The 23037-nt window shown below is 72.2% G+C and carries 18 protein-coding genes and 3 tRNA genes; 11 read left to right on the top strand and 10 right to left on the bottom strand.

The window, feature by feature from the left end:
- Positions 1–83 precede the first annotated feature (83 nt).
- From ACQUQD_RS27695 to ACQUQD_RS27685, 3 genes are all read right to left on the bottom strand, one after another.
- A tRNA-Ile gene (locus ACQUQD_RS27695) sits at positions 84–160 on the bottom strand.
- A gap of 177 nt (positions 161–337) precedes the next feature.
- Positions 338–410, bottom strand: a tRNA-Asn gene (locus ACQUQD_RS27690).
- Positions 411–415: 5 nt separating this feature from the next.
- Positions 416–488 (bottom strand) — tRNA-Asn (locus ACQUQD_RS27685).
- A 147-nt stretch (positions 489–635) separates the two neighbouring features.
- On the opposite strand from ACQUQD_RS27685, the gene ACQUQD_RS27680 reads away from it, so the two are divergent.
- The 4 genes from ACQUQD_RS27680 to ACQUQD_RS27665 all read left to right on the top strand — a co-directional run bounded on the left by ACQUQD_RS27680 (position 636) and on the right by ACQUQD_RS27665 (position 6267).
- On the top strand, positions 636–938 hold the full coding sequence (locus ACQUQD_RS27680) for a YtxH domain-containing protein (RefSeq protein WP_428954845.1): 303 nt from the start codon (positions 636–638) through the stop codon (positions 936–938).
- A 53-nt stretch (positions 939–991) separates the two neighbouring features.
- Positions 992–2422 (top strand): FGGY family carbohydrate kinase, encoded by a 1431-nt coding sequence (locus ACQUQD_RS27675; RefSeq protein ID WP_428954844.1) that lies wholly within the window; start codon positions 992–994, stop codon positions 2420–2422.
- A gap of 177 nt (positions 2423–2599) precedes the next feature.
- Positions 2600–4339, top strand: coding sequence for an ABC transporter ATP-binding protein (locus tag ACQUQD_RS27670; RefSeq protein WP_428954843.1), 1740 nt, complete (start codon positions 2600–2602; stop codon positions 4337–4339).
- Complete coding sequence (locus ACQUQD_RS27665) at positions 4339–6267, top strand: ABC transporter ATP-binding protein (protein ID WP_428954842.1); 1929 nt, start codon at positions 4339–4341, stop codon at positions 6265–6267. The genes ACQUQD_RS27670 and ACQUQD_RS27665 overlap by 1 nt, the downstream gene beginning before the upstream one ends.
- A 95-nt stretch (positions 6268–6362) precedes the next feature.
- On the opposite strand, the gene ACQUQD_RS27660 is transcribed toward ACQUQD_RS27665, so the two are convergent.
- The 6 genes from ACQUQD_RS27660 to ACQUQD_RS27635 form a co-directional block, all read right to left on the bottom strand.
- A complete protein-coding gene (locus ACQUQD_RS27660) occupies positions 6363–6728 on the bottom strand; it encodes a VOC family protein (protein ID WP_428954841.1) in 366 nt (121 codons plus the stop codon).
- A complete protein-coding gene (locus ACQUQD_RS27655) occupies positions 6728–7858 on the bottom strand; it encodes an RNA polymerase sigma factor (RefSeq protein WP_428954840.1) in 1131 nt (376 codons plus the stop codon). The genes ACQUQD_RS27660 and ACQUQD_RS27655 overlap by 1 nt, the downstream gene beginning before the upstream one ends.
- Before the next feature lie 311 nt (positions 7859–8169).
- A complete protein-coding gene (gene dnaG, locus ACQUQD_RS27650; RefSeq protein ID WP_428954839.1) occupies positions 8170–10071 on the bottom strand; it encodes a DNA primase in 1902 nt (633 codons plus the stop codon).
- Positions 10072–10105: 34 nt separating this feature from the next.
- Entirely contained in the window at positions 10106–11380 is a 1275-nt protein-coding gene (locus ACQUQD_RS27645) for an NAD(P)/FAD-dependent oxidoreductase (protein WP_428954838.1), read from the bottom strand.
- A 152-nt stretch (positions 11381–11532) separates the two neighbouring features.
- Positions 11533–12831 carry a deoxyguanosinetriphosphate triphosphohydrolase gene (locus tag ACQUQD_RS27640; protein WP_428954837.1) on the bottom strand — a complete coding sequence of 433 codons (1299 nt, stop codon included), beginning with the start codon at positions 12829–12831 and terminating at the stop codon, positions 11533–11535.
- A 48-nt stretch (positions 12832–12879) separates the two neighbouring features.
- Positions 12880–13746 (bottom strand): sirohydrochlorin chelatase, encoded by an 867-nt coding sequence (locus tag ACQUQD_RS27635; protein WP_428954836.1) that lies wholly within the window; start codon positions 13744–13746, stop codon positions 12880–12882.
- Between the two features lie 169 nt (positions 13747–13915).
- Between ACQUQD_RS27635 and ACQUQD_RS27630 the strand changes: the two genes are divergently transcribed.
- Positions 13916–14593, top strand: coding sequence for a SanA/YdcF family protein (locus tag ACQUQD_RS27630; RefSeq protein WP_428954835.1), 678 nt, complete (start codon positions 13916–13918; stop codon positions 14591–14593).
- 97 nt (positions 14594–14690) lie between these two features.
- The gene (locus ACQUQD_RS27625; protein WP_428954834.1) at positions 14691–16787 is read left to right on the top strand and encodes a molybdopterin oxidoreductase family protein; all 2097 of its coding nucleotides are present in this window, start codon (positions 14691–14693) and stop codon (positions 16785–16787) included.
- Between the two features lie 123 nt (positions 16788–16910).
- Here ACQUQD_RS27625 and cutA read toward each other — a convergent pair whose 3' ends face one another.
- Positions 16911–17255, bottom strand: coding sequence for a divalent-cation tolerance protein CutA (cutA, locus tag ACQUQD_RS27620; protein WP_428954833.1), 345 nt, complete (start codon positions 17253–17255; stop codon positions 16911–16913).
- A gap of 122 nt (positions 17256–17377) precedes the next feature.
- Between cutA and ACQUQD_RS27615 the strand changes: the two genes are divergently transcribed.
- From ACQUQD_RS27615 to ACQUQD_RS27595, 5 genes are all read left to right on the top strand, one after another.
- Positions 17378–19036 (top strand): M4 family metallopeptidase, encoded by a 1659-nt coding sequence (locus ACQUQD_RS27615; RefSeq protein WP_428954832.1) that lies wholly within the window; start codon positions 17378–17380, stop codon positions 19034–19036.
- A gap of 135 nt (positions 19037–19171) precedes the next feature.
- Complete coding sequence (locus tag ACQUQD_RS27610; RefSeq protein ID WP_428954831.1) at positions 19172–19936, top strand: hypothetical protein; 765 nt, start codon at positions 19172–19174, stop codon at positions 19934–19936.
- Complete coding sequence (locus ACQUQD_RS27605; protein ID WP_428954830.1) at positions 19933–21225, top strand: ATP-binding protein; 1293 nt, start codon at positions 19933–19935, stop codon at positions 21223–21225. Before ACQUQD_RS27610 ends, ACQUQD_RS27605 begins: the two co-directional genes overlap by 4 nt.
- 459 nt (positions 21226–21684) lie before the next feature.
- Positions 21685–22203 (top strand): hypothetical protein, encoded by a 519-nt coding sequence (locus ACQUQD_RS27600; protein ID WP_428954829.1) that lies wholly within the window; start codon positions 21685–21687, stop codon positions 22201–22203.
- Between the two features lie 200 nt (positions 22204–22403).
- Entirely contained in the window at positions 22404–23030 is a 627-nt protein-coding gene (locus ACQUQD_RS27595) for a class F sortase (RefSeq protein ID WP_428954828.1), read from the top strand.
- The last annotated feature ends 7 nt before the right edge of the window (positions 23031–23037 follow it).

The following is a 23037-nucleotide window of genomic DNA, read 5'->3' as shown; positions in this document are numbered from 1 at the left end:
TGACAGGAGGGCCGCCACCGTTTGTGTGACGGCCCATCAGGTTACGTACGTCCTGGTCGCATCGTTTCTGCGCCACGATCGCGTGGTGGGGCGGGTGGGACTCGAACCCACGGCCGACGGATTATGAGTCCGCTGCTCTAACCGGCTGAGCTACCGCCCCGTTACGGCGCGTCGCGCACATTTGTGCGCGCCGTCTGCCGCAGCATAGCCGCTCATACGATCTCCTGCCTCGAATGGTTCGGCTCTGCACGACCTTGAGGACTCCATGGGCGCGCACATGGTTCCACCAGGCACGAAAAAGCCCCCCGGAGTGGACTCCGAAGGGCTTGTTCCGCAGCTCTCCCGACTGGACTCGAACCAGTAACCTGCCGGTTAACAGCCGGCTGCTCTGCCAATTGAGCTACAGGAGATCGAGCTCCCCCGACTGGACTCGAACCAGTAACCTGCCGGTTAACAGCCGGCTGCTCTGCCAATTGAGCTACAGGGGAATGCATCGTTGCTTCGAACGCACCTACCTGGGTACTTGCCAGGCGGCGGGCGCTCGCTGCGACACATACATTAGCGCAAGCAGGGGGGTGCTCCGCCAATCGGTATCCCCCTCGGTGATCACGACTCGCTACGGAAGGGTGGCCGTCATGCGCTACCGGCTCACATTCATCGCCGGTCTGGCCCTCGGTTACGTGCTGGGAACGCGCGCCGGGCGCGAGCGGTACGAGAAGCTCAAGAAGACCGCGCGTGAGATCGCCCAGAACCCGACGGTGCGCAACACCGCCGAGTCGGCCGCGCAGCAGACGCGGAGCTACGCGGGCAAGACCTTCCACGCGGTGAGCGAGAAGGTGGAGAACAAGGTGCCGGACTCGGTGGCCGACCGGGTGCGCTCGCTGCGCAAGCGCACCGACGCGGGCGAGGACGACGACTGGGGCACCAGCAACACGTAGCGAAGCGGACGCTGCGGTACGGGAGTGGCCTGCGGTGCGGCAGAATTTCTGTCATGGGGATAGTCGCCGGGCTGGACAGTTCGCCCGATTTCACACGCATTGTGGTCTGTGACTCCGACACCGGGGCCGTACTGCGGCAGGGGTACGCCCCCCATCCGCTGGACCCGGTGGAGGGCGGTGGCCGGCCCTCCGACGTCGATCCCCAGGCCTGGCTGCTGTCGCTGGGCGAGGCCGCGGGCGGCGGACTGCTCGAAGGCGTGCAGGCGATCGGGGTCTCCGCGCAGCAGAACGCGCTGGTGCCGCTGGACAACCAGGGCAACACGGTGCGTCCCGCGCTGGTCGGCGGCGACAAGCGGGCGCAGGCGGCGGCCGCCGATCTGATCGACCGGCTCGGCTCGCGGGAGGCCTGGGCCGACGCCGTCGGGTGCGTGCCCCAGGCGGCGCAGCCGGTGACCAAGCTGCGGTGGCTGGCGCGGACCGAGCCCGACAACGCCCAGCGGGTGGCCCTGCTCCTGCAGGCGCACGACTGGCTGGTGTGGCAGCTCCTCGGCCGGCCCGCGCGGCGGACGACGGACCGGGGCGGCGCCTCCGGCACCGGGTACTGGTCCGCCGCCACCGGTTCCTGGCGGCCCGATCTCGTGGAGCTGGCCCTCGGGCAGCAGGCGATGCTGCCCGAGGTCCTCGGACCGGGCGACGCGGCGGGGACGACCCCGGAGGGGCTGATCATCTCGGCCGGGACCGGGGAGACCATGGCGGCCGCCTTCGGGCTCGGGGTGCGGGCCGGCGACGCCGTGGTGTCGCTCGGCGCCTCCGGGTCCGTGATGGCCGTGCACCATGAGGCGCTGGTCGATTCGACCGGTGCCATCACCTCGCTCGCGGACGCGACGGGCATGCATCTGCCCGTCGTGCACACGTTGAACGCCGTGCGGGCGCTGCGGGGCACGGCGGAGATGCTGGGGCTCGACGGCGGCCTGGAGGAGCTGTCCGAGCTCGCCGTGAAATCGACGCCGGGTTCCCACGGACTCGTCCTCCTGCCCTATCTGGAGGGCGAGAAGACGCCGAGCCTGCCGCACACCGCCGGGACGCTGAGCGGACTCCGGCGGGAGTCCATGCGGCCCGAGCACCTGGCGCGGGCCTCCTTCGAGGGCATGCTGTGCGGCCTTGCGGACGCCATGGACGTGCTGCGCGGGCGGGGCGTCGAGATCCGGCGGGTCTTCCTCCTCGGGGCGGCCGCGGAGCTGCACGCCGTGCAGGCCGTGGCGCCGATGCTGTTCGGGACGCAGGTCGTGGTCCCGCAGCCCGCGGACTACGCGGCGCTCGGCGCGGCGCGGCAGGCCGCGTGGGCGCTGACCGGGCAGTTGCCGCAGTGGCAGGGCGCGGCCGCACAGGTCTTCGAGCCCGGTGAGGAGGCGGCCGTGGGACAGGCGGTGCGCCAGCAGTACCGGGCCGTTCGGGAGCAGATCCATCCCGGCGCTTTTTCTTAGACCCTTGGCTGGTCTTTGAGCGCTCTTGGGTTAATCGGTTGAGGTAACGCGGGTGGAGTGTCGGACGATAGGGGTCCATGCGTCGCCGTTGTGGCGGCGGCGCCGGACCGTCCCCGTTTTTCCGTCGCTCCCCCGTCCACCGCTCACACTCACCCGCCGACCACCGAGAGACCGAGCGTGCTCATACGACTCCTGCGGACCTATCTCAGTCCGTACAAGAAACCCATCGGGCTGCTGGTGCTGCTGCAGTTCCTGCAGACCTGCGCCTCGCTGTACCTGCCCACCCTGAACGCGGACATCATCGACAACGGTGTCGTGAACGGCGACACCGGCTACATCCTCGAGTACGGCGCCCTGATGCTGGGCGTCACGGTCGTCCAGGTCGTCTGCAACACCGGAGCCGTGTTCTTCGGCGCCCGGACCGCGGCGGCACTCGGGCGCGACGTGCGCGGCGCCGTCTTCGACCGCGTGCAGTCCTTCTCGGCGCGGGAGCTCGGCCAGTTCGGGGCGCCCTCGCTGATCACCCGGACCACGAACGACGTGCAGCAGGTCCAGATGCTGGCGCTGCTCTCGTTCACCCTGATGGTGTCGGCGCCGATCATGTGCGTCGGCGGTGTGGTCATGGCCCTCGGGCTCGATGTGCCGCTGTCCGGCGTGCTGCTCGCCGTGCTGCCCGTCATGGCGATCGTGCTGTCGCTGATCATCCGCAAGATGCGGCCGCTGTTCCGGTCCATGCAGGTCAAGCTGGACACCGTGAACCGGGTGCTGCGCGAGCAGATCACCGGCAACCGCGTCATCCGCGCCTTCGTCCGGGACGACTTCGAGAAGAGCCGGTTCGGCGAGGCCAACTGGGACCTGACCAAGACGTCGCTGGCCACCGGCCGGATCATGGCACTGATGTTCCCGTTCGTCATGACGATCGTGAACGTCGCGTCGATCGCCGTCGTCTGGTTCGGCGCGCACCGGATCAACAGCGGCGGCATGCAGATCGGTGACCTGACCGCGTTCCTCGCGTATCTGATGCAGATCGTGATGAGCGTGATGATGGCCACCTTCATGTTCATGCAGGTGCCGCGCGCCGAGGTCTGCGCCGAGCGCATCCAGGAGGTGCTCGCCACCGAGTCGAGCGTCGTGCCGCCGGCTCCGGAGGCCTCCGTACGGGAGCTGCGCCGGCACGGCCACCTGGAGATCCGCGGCGCCGACTTCGGCTACCCGGGCGCCGAGGAGCCGGTGCTGCGCGGCGTCGACCTGGTCGCGCGGCCCGGTGAGACCACCGCGATCATCGGCTCGACGGGCAGCGGCAAGTCGACGCTGCTCGGACTCGTGCCGCGGCTGTACGACACCACCGCCGGGGTCGTGTACGTCGACGGTGAGGACGTCCGCGAGATCGACCCCGTGCTCATGGCGCGGACCGTCGGGCTCGTACCGCAGAAGCCGTATCTGTTCTCCGGGACCGTCGCGTCCAACCTCCGGTACGGCCGGCCGGACGCGACCGACGAGGACCTGTGGCACGCGCTCGAGGTGGCGCAGGCCAAGGACTTCGTCAGCCGGCTGGAGGGCGGGCTGGACGCGCCCGTCTCGCAGGGCGGGACGAACGTCTCCGGTGGTCAGCGCCAGCGCCTGGCCATCGCGCGCACGCTCGTGCAGCGGCCGGAGATCTACCTCTTCGACGACTCGTTCTCCGCGCTCGACTACGCCACCGACGCCGCGCTGCGCCGTGCGCTCGGCGCCGAGACGGCCGAGGCGACCGTGGTGATCGTGGCCCAGCGGGTCGCGACGATCCGGGACGCCGACCGGATCGTCGTCCTCGACGAGGGGCAGGTCGTCGGGGTGGGGCGCCACCACGAACTGATGGCGGAGAACGAGACGTACCGGGAGATCGTGCTCTCCCAGCTGACGGAAGCGGAGGCCGCCTGATGAGCGGGCCGATGGCGGCGCGGATGGCGGCCGGTGGGCCCGGTTCGCGCTCGATGGACTTCAAGGGCTCGGGCAAGCGGCTGCTCAAGCGGATGGCGGCGCACCGCGCGGCGGTCGTCGCGGTGCTGGTCGCGGTCGTGATCAGTGTCGGTCTGTCGGTGGTCGGGCCGAAGATCCTCGGCCATGCCACCGACCTGCTGTTCGGCGGGATCATCGGCGGGCAGATGCCGGCCGGGCAGACCAAGGAGCAGGTCATCGAGGGCCTGCGGGCCAAGGGCGACACCGGTATGGCCGACATGCTCGGCGGGGTCGACTTCACCCCGGGCCAGGGCGTCGACTTCGACGCGATCGGGCGGGTGCTGCTGCTCGCGCTCGCGGTGTTCGCGGTGGCGGGCCTCGCGATGATGATCGGCACCCGGCTGGCCAACCGGGTCATCAACCTGGCGGTGTCCCAGCTGCGCAAGGAGATGCAGGCGAAGCTGTCGCGGCTGCCGCTGTCGTACTACGACAAGCAGAAGCGCGGCGAGGTGCTGAGCCGGGCGACGAACGACATCGACAACATCGGGCAGACGCTGCAGCAGACGATGGGCCAGATGCTCAACTCGCTGCTGACCATCATCGGCGTCCTCGTGATGATGTTCTGGATCTCCTGGCTGCTGGCGCTGGTCGCGCTGGTGACGGTGCCGCTGTCGGTGCTCGTCGCGGCGAAGGTCGGCAAGCGGTCGCAGCCGCAGTTCGTGCAGCAGTGGCGGACGACCGGCGTGCTGAACGCGCACATCGAGGAGATGTACACCGGCCACAACCTGGTGAAGGTGTTCGGGCGGCAGAAGGAGTCGGCCGAGCAGTTCGCCGAGCAGAACGAGGCGCTGTACGAGGCGTCGTTCAAGGCCCAGTTCAACAGCGGCATCATGCAGCCGCTGATGTTCTTCATCTCGAACCTGAACTATGTGCTGGTCGCCGTGGTCGGCGGGCTGCGGGTGGCGTCCGGGTCGCTGTCCATCGGTGACGTGCAGGCGTTCATCCAGTACTCGCGGCAGTTCTCGATGCCGTTGACGCAGGTCGCGTCGATGGCGAACCTCGTCCAGTCGGGTGTCGCCTCCGCCGAGCGGATCTTCGAGCTCCTCGACGCGGAGGAGCAGTCGGCCGAGCCGGTTCCCGGTGAGAAGCCGGCCGATCTGCGCGGGCACGTCGAGTTCGAGCACGTCGCCTTCCGCTACGAGAAGGACAAGCCGCTCATCGAGGACCTGTCGCTCACCGCGGAGCCGGGGCACACGGTCGCGATCGTCGGGCCGACGGGCGCGGGCAAGACCACCCTGGTCAATCTGCTGCTGCGGTTCTACGACGTCACCGGCGGGCGGATCACGCTCGACGGGGTCGACATCGCGAAGATGTCGCGCGACGAGCTGCGGGCCGGCATCGGCATGGTGCTCCAGGACACGTGGCTGTTCGGCGGGTCCATCGCGGAGAACATCGCGTACGGCGCCGCGAAGGACGTCACCCGGGAGCAGATCGAGGAGGCGGCGAAGGCCGCGCACGCGGACCGGTTCATCCGGACGCTGCCCGACGGGTACGACACCGTCATCGACGACGAGGGCACGGGGGTCAGCGCCGGTGAGAAGCAGCTCATCACCATCGCGCGGGCCTTCCTGTCGGACCCGGTGATCCTGGTGCTGGACGAGGCGACCTCCTCCGTCGACACGCGGACCGAGGTGCTGATCCAGAAGGCCATGGCGCGGCTCGCCGCGGGACGCACGTCGTTCGTCATCGCGCACCGTCTGTCGACGATCCGCGATGCCGACACGATTCTGGTCATGGAGAACGGGGCGATCGTGGAGCAGGGCTCGCACGATGCGCTGGTCGCCTCCGGCGGGGCGTATCAGCGGCTGTACGAGGCTCAGTTCGCGCAGGCCGTGGCCGAGGTCGACTGATCGCCGTAGGGGGCATGGAGATCTGTCCAGTGACACGTTCGTCGTGGCTGGTCGCGCAGTTCCCCGCGCCCCGGTAGGCGCCCCTTCGGGGCGGCCTACCGGGGCGTCTGCACCACGCAGAATCTGTTGCCGTCGGGATCGGCCAGCACCACGAAGTCCGCGTCCGGCGGGTACTTCCAGCCCATGACCTCTTCCGCGCCGAGGTCCAGCAGGCGGGTCACCTCCGCCTGCTGGTCGGTCGCGTAGAGGTCCAGATGGGTGCGCGGGGCGTCCTGGGGCGGGGTGCCGCTCTCCATCAGGGAGAGGTGCGCGCCCGCGGCTCCGTCCGGCGGGACCAGGACCACCCAGTCGTCGTCCAGGGGGCCCGGATCCCGCGGCACGTAGCCGAGGGCGCCTGTCCAGAAGGCGTACGCGCGGCGTACGTCGCTCACCCCGAGCACGGTCGAACCGATCGTCAGCATCAGTCCAAGTAACCACGCAGCTGGTCGGCGAACGCGTGGTCGCGCAGCTTGTTCAGGGTCTTCGACTCGATCTGACGAATCCGCTCGCGGGTGACGCCGAAGATACGGCCGATCTCCTCCAGGGTGCGGGGGCGGCCGTCGGCGAGGCCGTAGCGGAGCTGGACCACCTTGCGTTCGCGCTCGCCGAGGGTGGAGAGGACCGCCTCCAGGTGTTCCCTGAGCAGCAGGAACGCCGCCGATTCGACCGGGCTCGTCGCGTCGCCGTCCTCGATGAGGTCGCCGAGCGCCACGTCGTCCTCCTCACCGACGGGGGCGTGCAGCGAGACCGGCTCCTGCGCGAGGCGCAGCACCTCGCTGACCCGTTCGTGCGGGAGGTCCAGGTGGGCCGCGACCTCTTCGGGCGTCGGTTCGTAGCCGCGCTCCTGGAGCATGCGGCGCTGCACCCGGACGACCCGGTTGATCAGTTCGACCACGTGGACGGGGACGCGGATGGTGCGGGCCTGGTCGGCCAGCGCGCGGCTCATGGCCTGGCGGATCCACCAGGTCGCGTACGTCGAGAACTTGTAGCCGCGGGCGTAGTCGAACTTCTCGACGGCCCTGATCAGGCCCAGGTTTCCTTCCTGGACCAGGTCGAGCATGGTCAGGCCGCGGCCCACGTAGCGCTTGGCCACCGACACGACCAGGCGCAGGTTCGCCTCGATCAGGCGGCGCTTGGCCATCCGGCCCATGACCACCAACTTGTCGAGGTCCAGGGCCATTTGGGAGTCGAGGTCGGGGGCGTGGGTGAGTTTCTCCTCGGCGAACAGGCCCGCCTCGACGCGCCGGGCGAGCTCCACTTCCTCGGCCGCGGTGAGCAGCGGGATGCGGCCGATCTCGCGCAGGTACTGGCGGAACAGGTCGGAGGAGGGGCCGGCGGTGTCCGTGCGGGTGCCGCGCACGGGCTCCGGCGGCTCGACCGTCTCGGCGGGCTCGGGCTCCGCCGATTCGGGTTCGGCGGTGTCCACCGCGGGGCGGGGCTCCGCGCGGGATTGCGGCGGCACCGTGGTGAGGGCCTCGCCGTCAGCGCCGCCTTCGGGATCGGCGAGGGCCTGCGCTGCGCTGTCGCTCTGACTGAGGGTCTGGGTCTGCACGGGGGCGACCTCCAAGGTGATCGCTGCTGAGGCGTGCGGCAAGGGGGGCGGTAGCGGCGGCCGCGCCGCTGCCCGTCCCGTACGCGATGAGCGGAATCGCGGGGGTGTCGGACCCGGTGTCCGGGCTCCGGCCGCGCTCCGAGGACTCAGGCACCGCAACCCAGTGTGGAGTACGACACAGTGCCGCCACGAGGGGCGTGCGATGACTTTTTGAGTCCGGTGCGTGACCGCACGGTTACCGTGCTGTACGGGTGCCCGCTCTTCCCGGCCCCGAACAGGCCGAAACGGCGCACGAAGGTGCGGGCCCGCGCCTACAGCGCTTCCGCGCCCCGCTCGCGCAGTGCCTGGCCGTACTGCTGGAGCACCCACAACTCGTTCTGCACGGCCACCAGTTGGGCCGGGTCGCCGCCCGAGCCGAGGCGGGTGAAGGTGCCCTGGACGTCCCGGATGCGGCGCTCGACGGCTCGTCTGCGCACGGTGACGAGCTGCTCGCCCGCGTACGCCTCGTCGACCGACTTGCGGTGGATCGCCTCGACGGCCAGCTCGGTCACCATCGCCCGCACCGCGTTGTCCGGCGCCGCCTCGCGGACCCGGACGAGGTATTCCTGCGGGTCGTGCACGCCCTGCTCGACGCCGCCCGCCTCCAGGACGGCCTGGCGCACGGCGGCGTAGGGCGCGGCCGTGAACTCGTCGACGCCGTACGCGTCGAAGGCCGGGGCGACCAGGTGCGGGTGCTGCAGGGCGAGCTTGAGCAGTTCGCGCTCGGTGGCGTACACCGGGTTGCGCAGGGTGAGCGCGGGGCCGCCGAACGCCGGGGCGGGCGCGGCAGGCTGGGGGGCCTGCGGGCCGCGCCCGGCGGGGGCCGGGCCCTTGCCGCCGCGGTCCCGGGCCCAGCGGGCCAGCTGTGCGACGCGCTTGACGACGAACTGCGTGTCGAGGATGCCGAGCATGCCCGCGAGCTGCACGGCGACCTCGTGCTGGGCTCCGCTGTTCTTGATGCGGGCGACGATCGGCGCGGCCTCGTCGAGCGCGGCGGCGCGGCCGGCCGGGGTCTCCAGGTCGTAGCGGCTCACGATCTGGCGGAGCGCGAACTCGAAGAGCGGCGTGCGGGGTTCGACGAGGTCGGCGACGGCGTCGTCGCCCTTGGCGAGACGCAGGTCGCACGGGTCCATGTTGTCCGGGGCGATGGCGATGTACGTCTCGGCGGCGAACTTCTGGTCGTCCTCGAAGGCGCGCAGGGCGGCCTTCTGTCCGGCGGCGTCGCCGTCGAAGGTGAAGATGACGCGGGCGCTGCCGTTGTCCATCAGCAGGCGCCGGAGGATCTTGATGTGGTCGCCGCCGAAGGCCGTGCCGCAGGTCGCGATGGCGGTGGTGACGCCCGCGAGGTGGCAGGCCATGACGTCGGTGTACCCCTCGACGACGACGGCGCGGCTGGACTTGGCGATGTCCTTCTTGGCGAGGTCGATGCCGTACAGGACCTGCGACTTCTTGTAGATCGGGGTCTCGGGCGTGTTCAGGTACTTCGGGCCGTTGTCGTCCTCGCGCAGGCGGCGGGCGCCGAAGCCGACGACCTCGCCGCCGATGTCGCGGATCGGCCACATCAGACGGCCGCGGAACCGGTCGATGGGGCCGCGGCGGCCTTCCTGGGAGAGCCCGGAGAGGGTCAGCTCCTTGTCGGTGAAGCCCTTGCCGCGCAGGAAGCGGGTCAGGTGGTCCCAGCCCGCCGGGCTGTAGCCGACGCCGAAGTGGGCGGCCGCGGCCTGGTCGAAGCCGCGCTCGGCGAGGAACGCGCGGCCGATCTCGGCTTCCGGGGACTCCAGCTGGTCGACGTAGAACTGCGCGGCGGCCTTGTGCGCCTCGACGAGGCGGATGCGCTCGCCGCGCTGGTGCGAGGGGTTGTAGCCGCCCTCTTCGTAGCGCAGCGTGATGCCGGCCTGGCCGGCCAGGCGCTCGACCGCCTCGGAGAAGGTGAGGTGGTCGACCTTCATCACGAACGTGATGGTGTCGCCGCCTTCCTGGCAGCCGAAGCAGTGGAAGAACCCCTTGCTCGGACTGACCTGGAAGGACGGGGACTTCTCGTCGTGGAACGGGCACAGGCCCTTCAGGTTCCCGCCGCCCGCGTTGCGCAACTGCAGGTACTCGGACACCACGGCGTCGATCGGGACCGCGTCCCGAACCGCCTTCACGTCCTCGTCATTGATCCTGCCTGCCACGCGGCAATTCTACGGTCCCCGTCGGACACTCCCCTCACTCCTCCAGAAGATCGGCGAGCGGAACGGTCGGGTCGGACAGCCGCTCGGTGCCGGGCCGGGCGCCGGAGCGGATCAGCTCCTGGATGTGCTCCGTGACGTCCCACACATTCACGTTCATCCCCGCGAGCACCTGGCCGTCCTTCAGCCAGAAGGCGATGAACTCGCGCTTGCCCGCGTCGCCCCGCAGGACCACCTGGTCGTACGAGCCCGGGGGCGCCCAGCCCGAGTACTCCAGGCCGAGGTCGTACTGGTCGGAGAAGAAGTAGGGCACGCGGTCGTACGTGACGTCCTTGCCGAGCATGGCGCGGGCCGCGGCCGGGCCGCCGTTCAGCGCGTTGGCCCAGTGCTCGACGCGCAGGCTGCCGAGGGTCGGCGAGAAGAGCGGGTGCTGGAGGGCGGCGACGTCGCCGGCGGCGTGGATGTCGGGGTCCGAGGTGCGCAGGTGCGCGTCGACGGCGATGCCGCCGCCGTGCTCGCGGGGGGCCAGGTCCAGGCCCGCGGCCTCGGCGAGCGCGGTGCGCGGGGCGGCGCCGATCGCGGCGAGCACGTCGTGCGCGGGGTGCTCCTCGCCGTCGTCGGTCTGGGCGGCGAGGACCATGCCGTCCTGGCCGGTGATCTCGGTGAGCCGGGCGCCGAAGTGGAAGCGGACGCCGTGGTCGCTGTGCAGCTCGGTGAAGATCTGGCCGACCTCGGGGCCGAGGACGGCGTGCAGCGGCGTCTGTTCCGGCTCCACGACGGTGACCTCGGCGCCGTACTCGCGGGCGGCGGCGGCGACCTCCAGGCCGATCCAGCCGGCGCCGGCGATCACGAGGTGGCCGTTGTCGCGGCCGAGCGAGGCGAGCACGTGCTTCAGGCGCTCGGCGTGGGCCAGGCGGCGCAGGTGGTGGACGCCGGCGAGGCCGGTGCCGGGGATGTCGAGCCGGCGCGGTTCGGCGCCGGTGGCGAGCAGGAGCTTGTCGTAGCTGATGGCGGTGGAGTCGCCGAGCCGCACCGTCTTCGCGGCGCGGTCGATCGCGGTGACCGTCTGGCCCAGGTGCAGCTCGATGTCGTTGCTCGCGTACCAGGCCGGTTCATGGACGAAGACGCTGTCCCGTTCCTCCTTGCCCTGGAGGTATCCCTTCGACAGGGGCGGGCGTTCGTACGGGTGGTCCCGTTCGTCCCCGATGAGGATCACTCGCCCGGTGAAACCCTCCGAGCGAAGTGTCTCGGCGGCCTTCGCGCCGGCGAGTCCTCCCCCGACGATGACGAACGTCTGGTCCGCGTCGACCACTTGATGCCTCCTCGTTGCGCTGCCGTCATATGCGAGCGTCCCGCACGCAGCGTGATGCGGGAAGGGGGCGTGGCCCGAACAGGGCACCTTTTCCCTGGTTTTCCCTCAGTTTTCGTCACGCCCAGTGGTCGGGGGTGCGCTCGGCGGGGTGCTCAGGGCCGGTCGCCGGTGAGGCGGGAGTGCAGGGAGCGGGCCGAGGCGTCGGTCAGGGAGGCGATCTGGTCGACGATGACGCGCTTCCTCGCACGGTCGTCGGGCGCGTCGTCGAACAGGGCGCGGAACTGGGGGTCCAGGCCGTCCGGGGCGCGGGCCGTCAGCGCCTCGGCCAGCTCCGCGACGACGATGCGCTGGTCGGCGCGGAGCCGCTCCTGCTGCGGGCGCTGCATCACGTACCGGTCGGCGACCGCCTTGAGGACGGCGCACTCGTGGCGGGCGGTGCGGGGGACGACGAGCTCCGCCGCGTAGCGCGTGAGGCGGCCCGTGCCGTACCGCGCGCGGGTCTCGCTCTCCGCGGCCAGGCAGAAGCGGCCGATGAGCTGGCTGGTGGCGTCCTTGAGGCGGGCCTGGGCGACCGCCGTGCCGTCGTAGCCGTGCGGCCACCACTCCTGGTCGAGGAGCCGGTCGAGAGCCGCGGCGAGCTCGGCCGGGTCGGTGTCCGCGGGCACGTACCGTCCGATGGCGACGGCGAAGATGTCGGCGCGCTCGGGCTCGGCGTGCAGCACGTTCGGATCCAGGTGGCCCGCGTGCAGGCCGTCCTCGATGTCGTGCACGGAGTACGCGACGTCGTCCGACCAGTCCATGACCTGGGCCTCGAAGCAGGTGCGGCGTCCCGGCGCCTCTTTCCTGACCCAGTCGAAGACGGGCCGGTCGTCCTCGTACACCCCGAACTTGGGCGAGGCGGGATCGCTCGGGTGCTCCCCGCGCGGCCACGGGTACTTGGTCGCGGCGTCGAGCGCGGCCCGGGTCAGATTCAGGCCCACGCTGACCAGTTCACCGCTGTCCTGCGAGCGGATGAACCGCTTGGGCTCGATGCGGGCGAGGAGGCGCAGCGACTGCGCGTTGCCCTCGAAGCCGCCGCAGTCCTGCGCCACTTCGTTCAACGCCTGCTCGCCGTTGTGCCCGAAGGGCGGGTGGCCCATGTCGTGCGAGAGGCAGGCCGTCTCGACGAGGTCGGGGTCGCAGCCGAGGGCCGCGCCGAGCTCGCGCCCCACCTGGGCGCATTCCAGCGAGTGCGTCAGCCGGGTGCGGGGGCTGGCGTCCCAGTGCCTGCTGCGCGTGCCCGGCGTGACGACCTGGGTCTTGCCGGCGAGCCTGCGCAGCGCCGACGAGTGCAGGACGCGGGCCCGGTCGCGCTGGAACGCGGTGCGGCCCGGGCGCTTGTCGGGCTCGGGGGCCCAGCGCTCGACGTCCGCTTCGTCGTACGTACCGGAACCTTCGTCCGTGGTGGTCATGCACTGACAGTAAGGCCAGGCACCGACAAAAGGGGCGGGCCGGTCAGGTCAGGCGGACGCCAGGTGCCGGACGGTCCCCGCGGGGGCGGCGAGGGCGCCGTCGTAGCGGTGCAGGACCAGGCGGGCGAGGTCCGGGTGGGCGCCGAGCGGAGCCGCGACGACACCGCGGGCCTCGGCGAACGCCGCCGCCGTCTCGGTGGCGAACCGGCCGGGCGCGGTGAAGTACGAGGCGAGCCCGACCCGGTGCCGGCCGCGGGCGGCGAGGGCGCGGACCGCGGTGGCCACGTCGGGCGCGGAGCCGGAGGCGTAGGCGGGCACGACGGGGACGCCGAGGCGCCGGGCGAGGAGGCCGGCGGTGCGCCGGGTGTCGACGGCGGCCTGCGGATCACGGGACCCGGCGGCGGCGAGGACGACCCCGGTGCGCCGGCGGCCGCGCTCGGAGAGGTGCGCGGGCCAGCCCGCCTCCCGCAGCCGCTCGTGCAGGACGTCCACGAGCAGGGGGTGCGGGCCGAGCGGCTCGGCGACGCGGGTGAGCAGGTGGGCGGCGGCCTCGGCGGCCCGGGGCAGGTCCCGCTTGACGTGGTGCCCGCGGGACAGCAGCAGCGGTACGAGGACGGCCCGGCCGCCGTCCGGCAGACCGGCCAGGACGTCCGTGAGCAGTGGCTCGTTCAGCTCGATGTGGGCGAGGCGGACGGTGAGGCCGGGGCGCTGCTCCCGTATCCGGCCGGCGAGTTCGCCGACGGTGGCCAGGGCGCGCGGGTCGCGGCTGCCGTGGGCCACGAGGACCAGCGCCGGGTCGGGGCGGTGGGTCCGCAGGGACCTCTGGTCGAGCTGGCTGCCGAGCTGATTGCTGATCATGGTGAGGAGTCCCGCCGTGCTGGCCGTGTGGTCGAGGTGTGCCGACGCGTCCGTCATGGGGCGATCCTGCCGGGCGGGGGTTGCCGGTCTGTTGCGCGACGGTGACGGGTCGTTGCCGGTCCTTCACCGCGCGCCTCCGGCCGAGGTGAGCGGCGAACCATCCGGCCGCGCCCGACGTCTCCTTCTTCCGAAAGCCCGCACGTCCATCGTCCACCGGGGGTCCCGCATGCGCCTGTCCCGTCCACGGCTGCCCCGCACCCGGCAGGGGCGGCGACGGGCGCTCCAGGCGCTCATGGCGGCCTGTGTGCTGGCGCTGCTGCCCGCGACGTGGCTGTTCACCTCGACCGGCGACCGGCTGCGCTCGATCGCCGAGGTGCCCCGCACGGACGTGGCGGTGGTGTTCGGGGCGGGCCTGTGGCAGGGCGAGCCGTCCCCGTACCTGGCGCACCGCCTGGACGCGGCGGCCGAGCTGTACCGGGCGGGCCGGGTCCGCGCGGTCCTCGTCACCGGCGACAACAGCCGCAGGGACTACGACGAGCCGGACGCGATGCGGACGTATCTGACCCGGCACGGGGTGCCGGACCGGGTCGTGGTGAGCGACTACGCGGGGTTCGACACCTGGGACTCGTGCGTGCGCGCCAAGAAGATCTTCGGGGTGGACCGGGCGGTGCTGCTCAGCCAGGGGTTCCACATCCGGCGTGCGGTGGCGCTGTGCGAGGCGGCGGGGGTGGCGTCGTACGGCGTCGGGGTGGACGAGCGGCACGACGTGACCTGGTACGCGGGCGGGGCACGGGAGGTGCTCGCGGCGGGCAAGGCGGCGCTCGACGCGCTGGTCCGCCCCGACCCGCACTTCCTGGGCGCGCGGGAGGACGGCGTGCGGCGGGCGCTGAAGGAGGCGCCCTGACCTCACACCGGCCGGCCGGGGCCTGCGAGATGTGCGTACCGCGCGCGTAACCCGACCCTTCTCCACCACGTAACAAGCGCCGCGCACGCTGGCGACCATGCACACGCGAGCGACGTCACCGGCCCCCGTCTCCACGCACTGTCCGTACTGCGCGCTGCAGTGCGGCATGACGCTCACGCCGGACGCGTCGGGCGCGGGCGTGACGGTCGCGGGCCGGGCGGACTTCCCCGTGAACCAGGGGGCGCTGTGCGGGAAGGGGCAGAGCGCGGCGGCCGTGCTCTCCTCCCGGGTCCGGCTGACGACCCCGCTGATCCGCTCGGCCGGCGGCGAGCTGGAGCCGGCCACGTGGGACGAGGCGCTGGACGCGATCGCCAACGGCCTGCGCCGTACACGTACGGCACAGGGCGCGGACGCGTGCGCGGTGTTCGGCGGCGGCGGACTCACCAACGAGAAGGCGTACGCACTCGGCAAGTTCGCCCGCACGGTCCTCGGCACGTCGCAGATCGACTACAACGGCCGGTTCTGCATGTCGTCGGCGGCCGCCGCGGGCCAGCGTGCCTTCGGCCTGGACCGGGGCCTGCCCTTTCCCATGGAGGACATCCCGCGCACCGGCTGCGTCGTCCTCGTCGGCTCGAACCTGGCCGAGACGATGCCCCCGGCGCTGCGCTATCTGACGGAACTGAAGGCCAACGGCGGCAAGTTGATCGTCATCGATCCCCGCCGCACCCGCACCGCCGACCAGGCCGACCTGCATCTGGCGCCGCGCCCCGGCACGGATCTCGCGCTCGCGCTCGGCATGCTGCACCTGGTGGTGGCCGAGGGCCGGGTCGACGAGGAGTACGTGCGCGAGCGCACCCGGGGCTGGGAGGCGGCGCGGGCCGGGGCGATGGCGCACTGGCCGGAGTACGTGGAGCGGGTCACGGGCGTACCGGTACCCCAACTCCGTTCAGCGGTCAGGCTGTTCACGGACACCGAGCACGCCATGGTGCTGACGGCCCGCGGCCCCGAGCAGCAGTCCAAGGGGACGGACACGGTCGGCGCCTGGATCAACCTGGCCCTGGCCACGGGACGGCCGGGGCGCCCGCTGTCCGGCTACGGCTGCCTGACCGGCCAGGGCAACGGGCAGGGCGGCCGCGAACACGGCCAGAAGGCGGACCAGTTGCCCGGCTACCGCAAGCTGACGGACCCGGCGGCTCGCGCGCACGTGGCCGGGGTCTGGGGTGTGGACCCCGATTCGCTTCCGGGGCCGGGCCGTTCGGCGTACGAGTTGCTGGACGCTCTGGGCGGTGACATCCGCGCGCTCCTCCTCATGGGCTCGAACCCGGTGGTGTCGGCTCCCCGGGCCGCACACGTCGAGGAACGCATCCGGTCCCTCGACTTCTTGGCGGTGGCCGACGTGGTGCTCTCCGAGACGGCCGAACTCGCCGACGTGGTGCTCCCGGTGACGCAGTGGGCCGAGGAGACGGGAACGACGACGAACCTGGAGGGCCGGGTCCTGCTGCGCCGCCGCGCGCTCACTCCGCCCGACGGGATCCGCTCGGACCTGGAGGTCCTGCGCGACCTGACCACCCGCCTGGCACCGGACCTGGAGAAGGGCTTCCCCGCGGACCCGGAGGAGGTGTTCGACGAACTGCGCCGCGCCTCCTCGGGCGGCCCCGCGGACTATGCGGGGATCTCCTACGAGCGGCTGGCCGAGGGCCGGGGCGTCTTCTGGCCGTGCCCGGAGCCCACGGACCCGGGCACGCCCCGTCTCTTCCTGGACCGTTTCGCGACGGAGGACGGCCGGGCCCGCTTCGTCCCCGTGACGCACCGGCCGGCGGCCGAGGAGCCCGACGCTCAGTACCCGCTCCACCTGACGACGGGCCGGGTCGTGGCGCAGTACCAGTCGGGGGCGCAGACCCGCCGTGTCGCGGAGCTGAACAAGGCGGCCCCGGGTCCGTTCGTGGAGCTCCACCCGCGGCTGGCCGCGCGGCTCGGCATAGCGGAGGGCGACACCGTGACGGTCACCTCCCGGCGCGGCCGGGCCCTGGCCCCGGCCCGCCTCACCGCTACGATCCGCCCGGACACGGTCTTCATGCCCTTCCACTGGCCCGGCCCCGGTCGCGCCAACACCCTGACCAATCCGGCGCTGGACCCGACGTCTCGTATGCCGGAGTTCAAGGTGTGCGCCGTGCGGGTGGCCCGGGCCGGTTGAGCGGGGTCTTCCGGGGGCCTGTCGATCTGTCGCCCCGCGCTGCACCCCAGCCCCGGGGCTCCGCCCCGGCCCCCGCTCCTCAATCGCCGGAGGGGCTTGATCTGCCAGGCGGCCACCTTCCCTTCAGTGCGAGCCCACCTCGGCCCGCACCCAGGACACGTACCCGCAAGCCCCTCGCACCACCGGCACGGCAATGATCTCCGGCGTCTCGTAGTCGTGATGCTCCGTCAACCACGCCTCCAGCTCGGCGTACCGCGCCTCCGTGGTCTTCAGCAGCACCTGCCACTCATGAGCCGTCTCCACGGCCCCTTCCCACCGGTACACCGACGTCACCGGCCCGGAGATCTGCGCACACGCGGCAACCCGCGCCTCGATCGCCCCCCGGGCCAGCGTGTCCGCCTTGTCGGGGGCGTCCGTCGTGGTCAGGACGGTGAGGAGACCCGGCGTGTTCTGTGTCTGGTTCTGCACTCCCCCATTGTCACCTTCACAGCTCCGGCACCGGCGCACCCTGGACGAGTCTTGTCATGACCGCCTAAAACTGAGGCGTCATCAGCGAGCCGCCCGTCCACCCCTCCCCACGTAGGAGACCGATGAGACCCACCAGGACCACATCGCGCCTCACCACGGCCGGCATAGCCGCGGCCGGCATAGCCGCGGCCGCGGCCACCCTCCTGGCCGCGGCCCTCGCCCCCACCGCGGGCGCCACCGGCACCCCCACCCCCACCCGCGCGGAGACCCTGAGCGCCGCGGCCACCGCGCTCACGGCCCACGCCGCCGCCCTGGACCTGACCCCCGCTCAGGACACCTCCGCCCGCGACGTGATCGTCGACAAGGACGGCACGCGGCACGTCCGCTACGACCGGACGTTCCGCCGACTGCCCGTGCTCGGCGGCGACTTCGTGATCCACCTGACTCCGTCCGGCGCGTACAGGAGCGCCGACCGGGCCGTCCCCGGCGACCTGTCCGTGCCCTCGACGACCCCCGAGGTCACCGCTCCGCAGGCCGCCGACCTGGCCGCGACGGCCCTGCGCTCGGCGAACGCCGGCGAGACGCTCCGCAAGCTGGTCTCCAAGCCGCTGCTGGTCGTCGACGCCCTGCACGGAGCGCCCAAGCTGGCCTGGCGCACCACCACCGCGGCCAAGGACTCGCTCGGCAACCCGGTCGCCCGCGTCGTCCTCAGCGACGCGCTCACCGGCCGGCAGATCGACGCCTGGGACAGCATCGAGACGGCCACCGGCGACGGCAAGTCGCTCTACTCCGGCACGGTTCCGCTGGAGACGACGCAGTCCGGATCGACGTACCAGCTGAAGGACGCGACGCGCGGCGGTACGTACACCGGCGACGCGCAGAACAAGACCGACCTGTGCATCCTCGGCATCTGCCTGAGCCGCGCCCCCGCGACGCTGTTCACGGACGCCGACAACCACTGGGGCACGGGCGCGAACGCCGACCGCGCCACCGCGGCCGTCGACGCGCAGTACGGCACGGACCGGACGTGGGACTACTACAAGCAGGTCCACAACCGGAACGGCATCGCGGGCGACGGCAAGGGCTCGTACAACCGTGTGCACTACGGGAACAAGTACAACAACGCGTTCTGGGACGACAGTTGCTTCTGCATGACGTACGGGGACGGCGACGGGACGACGTTCGGCCCGCTGGTCGCGCTCGACGTGGCGGGGCACGAGATGTCGCACGGCGTGACGTCCAAGACGGCCGCCCTGACCTACTCCGGTGAGTCCGGCGGCCTCAACGAGGCGACGTCCGACATCTTCGGCACGCTCGTCGAGTTCCACGCGGACAACGCGTCCGACCCCGGTGACTGGCTGATCGGCGAGGAGATCGTCAAGTCCGGTTTCGGGAAGGCGGCGCTGCGCTTCATGGACCAGCCGAGCAAGGACGGGAACTCGGCCGACTGCTGGAGTTCGAGCGTCGGCAACCTCGACGTGCACTACTCCTCCGGCGTGGCGAACCACTTCGCGTACCTGCTGGCGGAGGGGAGCGGCCCGAAGGTGATCGGCGGGGTCCAGCACAACGGCACGACCTGCAACGGTTCCACGCTCACCGGTATCGGCAAGGACAAGCTCGGCAAGATCTGGTACCGGGCGCTGACGGTCTACATGACGTCGTCGACGAAGTACGCGGGCGCGCGCACGGCGACGCTCAGCGCGGCCAAGGACCTGTACGGGGCGGGCAGCGCGGAGTACGCGGCGGTGGCCGCGACGTGGTCGGCGGTGTCCGTGAACTAGCACGACCGAGGTCCCGGAACCCGCGGGTCCGGCGGCCGGGACCTAAGGCCCGAAAAGGCAGGATAAGGTCCTGGCCGCGCCTTCTGTTACAAAACATCGGCCATGTCGCAACAGTCGGTTTCTACCGTCGATGACATGAGCCCTCTCCACCGCCTCCTGCCGGGCGCCGTCGCGGTCATGACCGCGCTGGGCATCGCCGTGCTCGCCGGCTGCGGCCGCACCGACGGCCTCGCCGCCGGGGAGGCCGCGCCCTCCGTCTCCGTACAGCCGCAGCCGCAGGACGTGTGGCCCGCCTGGTCCAGTACGTCGACGAAGGCGCCCGGCGCCGAGGCGTCCACCCACCAGCCGCCGCCCAAGCCGCTGACCGGGCTGCCCCGGCTCGGCAAGGAGGGCATCCGCGGCCTCGATGTGCACGCGGTGCTGCGGGCCGACCCGCGGATGCAGCCGATCGCCGGGCGCGGGGACATCGACGAGCCGGGGAAGGCGGGGGTCCGGCCTCCCATGTACCGGGATCTGACCGGGGACGGCCGACCGGAACTGCTGGTCGCGGTCGACACCGAGACCCGGCGCACGGTGCTGACCGTGTACCGGGAGGGCGACGACGGCCGGGTGTACCCCGTGCTGTTCACGACGGGCAAGCGCGTCGCCGTGGAGACCCTCGGCCAGGACCTGCTGCTGCGCAGCTCGTGCGCGGACGGCGGGGAGCAGGCCGTGCGCTTCCACTGGGACGGGGTGCGCATGTCGACGCTGCGCGACGTGAAGAAGTACAAGAAGTCGCAGCCGACGCTCTCGGAGACGACCGAGCCGGAGTCGCTGGAGGAACCGCGCACGCCGGTCGCGTCCGGTACGGTCCCCGCCCCGGTCCGGACCGCCGCCTCGCCGTACGGGAACGTCGTATGAGCCGCCCGCGGCTGTCGTGGGCCCGGGTCCGGGCGGGGCGGCTCGGGCTGCGCTGGCGGATCGCGGTGCTCGTCGCGTTCGGCTGCACGCTGGTCGCCGTCGCCATCGGGCTGCTCGTGCACCACGCCCGCCTGGAACAGGTCTCGGCGAACGCCCGCTCCAGCGCCACCGCGCAGCTCGCCCGGGTGCAGGACCGGTACCAGCTGACCGGGCAGGTCCACAGTGACGGCCGGCCCGACGGCACGCACGGCGCGTTCGACGCGCCCCGTCTTCCCGCCCCGCTGCGGAAGGCGGCGCGGGACGGGCGCCGGACCACGTATCTCGACCTGTCCTCGGCGCACCCCGCGGTGTGGGCGGCGCTGCCGGTCGGCGACCGGGTGCTGTCCGTGCGCGAGCCGCTGGACGAGCAGGCCACCGAGATGGCCGACTTCGACCAGCAGCTCGTGGTGTTCGGTGTCGTCGTGGTGGCGCTCGCCGCGCTGAGCGGTGCCGCGCTGTCCTCCCGGCTCAGCCGGGAGCTGCGGGAGGCGGCCGCGACGGCGCGGCGCATCAGCCAGGGCGAGCTGGACGCGCGGATCGGGCATCCGCGGCCCGCGCACAGCCGGGACGAGGTGGCCGAACTGGCCAATGCCGTGGACACGATGGCGGCGTCGCTGCAGAAGCGCATCGAGGCCGAGCAGCGGTTCACCGCGGACGTGGCGCACGAGCTGCGCACCCCGCTGACGGGGCTGCACACGGCCGCGGAGCTGCTGCCGCCGGGGCGGCCCGCGGAGCTGGTGCGGGACCGGGTGGGCGCGCTGCGCACGCTGACCGAGGACCTGCTGGAGGTGGCCCGGCTCGACGCGCACGCGGAGGAGCCGGACCTGGCCGCGCATCCGCTGGGGCCGCTGGTGGAGCGAGCGGTGGACCGGGTCGGGCCGGTCTGTTCGTTCCGCTGCGACGCGAGCGCGCGGGAGGCGTTCGTGCGGACGGACGCGCGGCGTCTGGAGCGGATCCTGGCCAATCTCGTGACGAACGCGCGGCGGCACGGCTCGGAGCCGATCGAGGTGCTGGTGAGCGGGACGACGGTGTCCGTACGCGACCACGGCCCCGGGTTCCCCGACGAGCTGCTGCGGGACGGGCCGCGGCGGTTCCTCACCGGGGCGTCCGAGCGGGGGCAGGGGACGGGGCTCGGGCTGACGATCGCGCTGGGGCAGGCGGCGGCCATCGGGGCGGTGGTCGCTCTGCGGAACGCGAGTGCGGGTGGGGCGGTGGCTTCGGTCTCGCTCCCTGCGGTTCTGGGGGGCTGACGGGGCGTCGGGTGCGTGCGGGGGCTGTCGGGCGGGCCCTCTCGCCGTGGGGGTTCCTGACGCGTCAGAGGGTGCGGGTCGTGGGTGGCTGGTCGCGCCGCTCCCCGCGCCCCTGGCGCCATCGGGCTTTCCGACCGTCAGAAAGTGGCGGTCGTACGTGGTTGCTCGCGCCGTTCCCCGCTCCCCTGGCGGCGTGGGGGTTTTCGGCCGTCAGAGTCGTGCGGGCGGTGCGTGGTTGCTCGCGCACCTGGTGAGGGGGTTCACCCGGTCGCACGGGTGGCGCTGTCCTTCGGGTAGTTTTTCGCGACACGCCGATGACCTGCTGGAATGTTGCCGCCGGGGCGTCAGGAGGGGTGACGGAACCGGGTTTCTGACGCAGCATCAGCAGGCGTGCCGCGGCGAGTGGCACTTACCTCGTGCTTGCAGGGCGCGCCCGCCGCCCGATAAGGAGCAAGCACGATGCGTACAGGCCGATCCCTGACCGCCGCCGCGTTCGCCGTCGCGGTCGCCGGATTCGCGGCCGCGCCCTCCGTCGCGGCGCAGGGCGGCCTCGAGGTGTACCCGGCGACGGCGGTCCCCGGCAGCACGGTCAGCGTGAGCACCACCGCCTGCGGGGCGCACGGCACGGCCGCCGGTGACGCCGGGGCGATCGGGGCGGGGGCCTTCACCCTGGCCCCGGGGACGGATTCCGCGGACGCCGCGGGGCGGTTCGCGGTGCCGGTGTCCGCGCAGCCGGGCACGTACGAGATCGTCGCCCGCTGCTCCGGCGGCACCGTGGTGACCGGCGATGTGATCGTGTCGCTCGCGCAGGACGGCGCACCGGGGGCACAGATGCCCCGCGGGCATGTGAAGACGGGGGTCGGCGGCGCGCTCGGGCCCGACCCCGTACAGACCGCGGCGGGTGTGGCGGCGCTGGCCGTCGCCGCCGCGGGCGGTACCTGGCTCCTGCATCGCCGGGCGAGAGGCGATGGGATCTGAGGATTCGAGGGTCTGAGGATTCGAGGATCCGAAGAGGGAAATGACGGGCTTGCGGGCTCCCTCCGCCGTCCGTGAGCCCGTCCGTCCACCGGTACCGCCAGTCCCGTCCCCTCCGGCCGCAGCCCCTCGCGGGCCGGAGGGGAAGGGCTTTCCACGTGGGTGTCCGCACCGGGTGCCCGTCCCGGGTGTCAGGAGGCATCGTGCGCGTCGCGAACCCCGTCAACGCCGTCATAGGTGCCGTCACGGTGCTCGCGCTGAGCGCCGGCGCCTGGCTGCTGACCAGCGGCTCCGAGGGGCATCCGCCACCGCAGCCGTCGGCCGCGCAGGCCCGGGCGGGCACGGACCGCAGCGCGCCGGGGGCCGCGCCGATGTCCCCCTCCCCGCCGGACCGGATCCGTATCCCGTCGATCCGCGTGGACGCGCCGCTGATGGGGCTCGGTCTGAACCGGGGCGGCAGCCTGGACGTGCCGCCGCCGGAGAAGAAGAACCTGGCCGGCTGGTACGAGGCGGGCACCAGGCCCGGCGAGCGGGGCACGGCGGTGGTGGCGGGCCACGTCGACAACGCGGTCGGCCCCGCCGTCTTCTACGACCTGGGCGCCCTGACCCGCGGCCGCACCATCGAGGTCGACCGGCGGGACGGTTCGGTGGCGGTGTTCACGGTCGACGCCGTCGAGGTCTACGAGGCGAAGGACTTCCCCGACGAGAAGGTGTACGGCGCCGCCGCCCGCCCGGAGCTGCGGGTGATCACGTGCGGGGGGCCGTACTCACGGCGGACCGGCTACCAGGGGAACGTGGTGGTGTTCGCGCACCTGACGGGGAGCCGCTAGGCGCGCG

The sequence above is a fragment of the Streptomyces sp. cg35 genome, assembly GCF_050410835.1.
Taxonomy (GTDB): Bacteria; Actinomycetota; Actinomycetes; order Streptomycetales; family Streptomycetaceae; genus Streptomyces.
The sequence above is the reverse complement of the archived record's forward strand: the minus strand, read 5'-3'. Positions and strand labels throughout refer to the sequence as shown.

Excerpts from the sequence above, each read along its gene's own strand:
- ACQUQD_RS27610 (WP_428954831.1), top strand. The coding sequence starts at position 19,172 with ATGAGCCCTCTCCACCGCCTCCTGCCGGGCGCCGTCGCGGTCATGACC.
- ACQUQD_RS27635 (WP_428954836.1), bottom strand. The coding sequence starts at position 13,746 with ATGACGGACGCGTCGGCACACCTCGACCACACGGCCAGCACGGCGGGA.
- ACQUQD_RS27640 (WP_428954837.1), bottom strand. The coding sequence starts at position 12,831 with ATGACCACCACGGACGAAGGTTCCGGTACGTACGACGAAGCGGACGTC.
- ACQUQD_RS27665 (WP_428954842.1), top strand. The coding sequence starts at position 4,339 with ATGAGCGGGCCGATGGCGGCGCGGATGGCGGCCGGTGGGCCCGGTTCG.
- ACQUQD_RS27625 (WP_428954834.1), top strand. The coding sequence starts at position 14,691 with ATGCACACGCGAGCGACGTCACCGGCCCCCGTCTCCACGCACTGTCCG.
- ACQUQD_RS27630 (WP_428954835.1), top strand. The coding sequence starts at position 13,916 with ATGCGCCTGTCCCGTCCACGGCTGCCCCGCACCCGGCAGGGGCGGCGA.
- ACQUQD_RS27680 (WP_428954845.1), top strand. The coding sequence starts at position 636 with ATGCGCTACCGGCTCACATTCATCGCCGGTCTGGCCCTCGGTTACGTG.
- ACQUQD_RS27605 (WP_428954830.1), top strand. The coding sequence starts at position 19,933 with ATGAGCCGCCCGCGGCTGTCGTGGGCCCGGGTCCGGGCGGGGCGGCTC.
- ACQUQD_RS27675 (WP_428954844.1), top strand. The coding sequence starts at position 992 with ATGGGGATAGTCGCCGGGCTGGACAGTTCGCCCGATTTCACACGCATT.
- ACQUQD_RS27660 (WP_428954841.1), bottom strand. The coding sequence starts at position 6,728 with ATGCTGACGATCGGTTCGACCGTGCTCGGGGTGAGCGACGTACGCCGC.
- ACQUQD_RS27600 (WP_428954829.1), top strand. The coding sequence starts at position 21,685 with ATGCGTACAGGCCGATCCCTGACCGCCGCCGCGTTCGCCGTCGCGGTC.
- ACQUQD_RS27615 (WP_428954832.1), top strand. The coding sequence starts at position 17,378 with ATGAGACCCACCAGGACCACATCGCGCCTCACCACGGCCGGCATAGCC.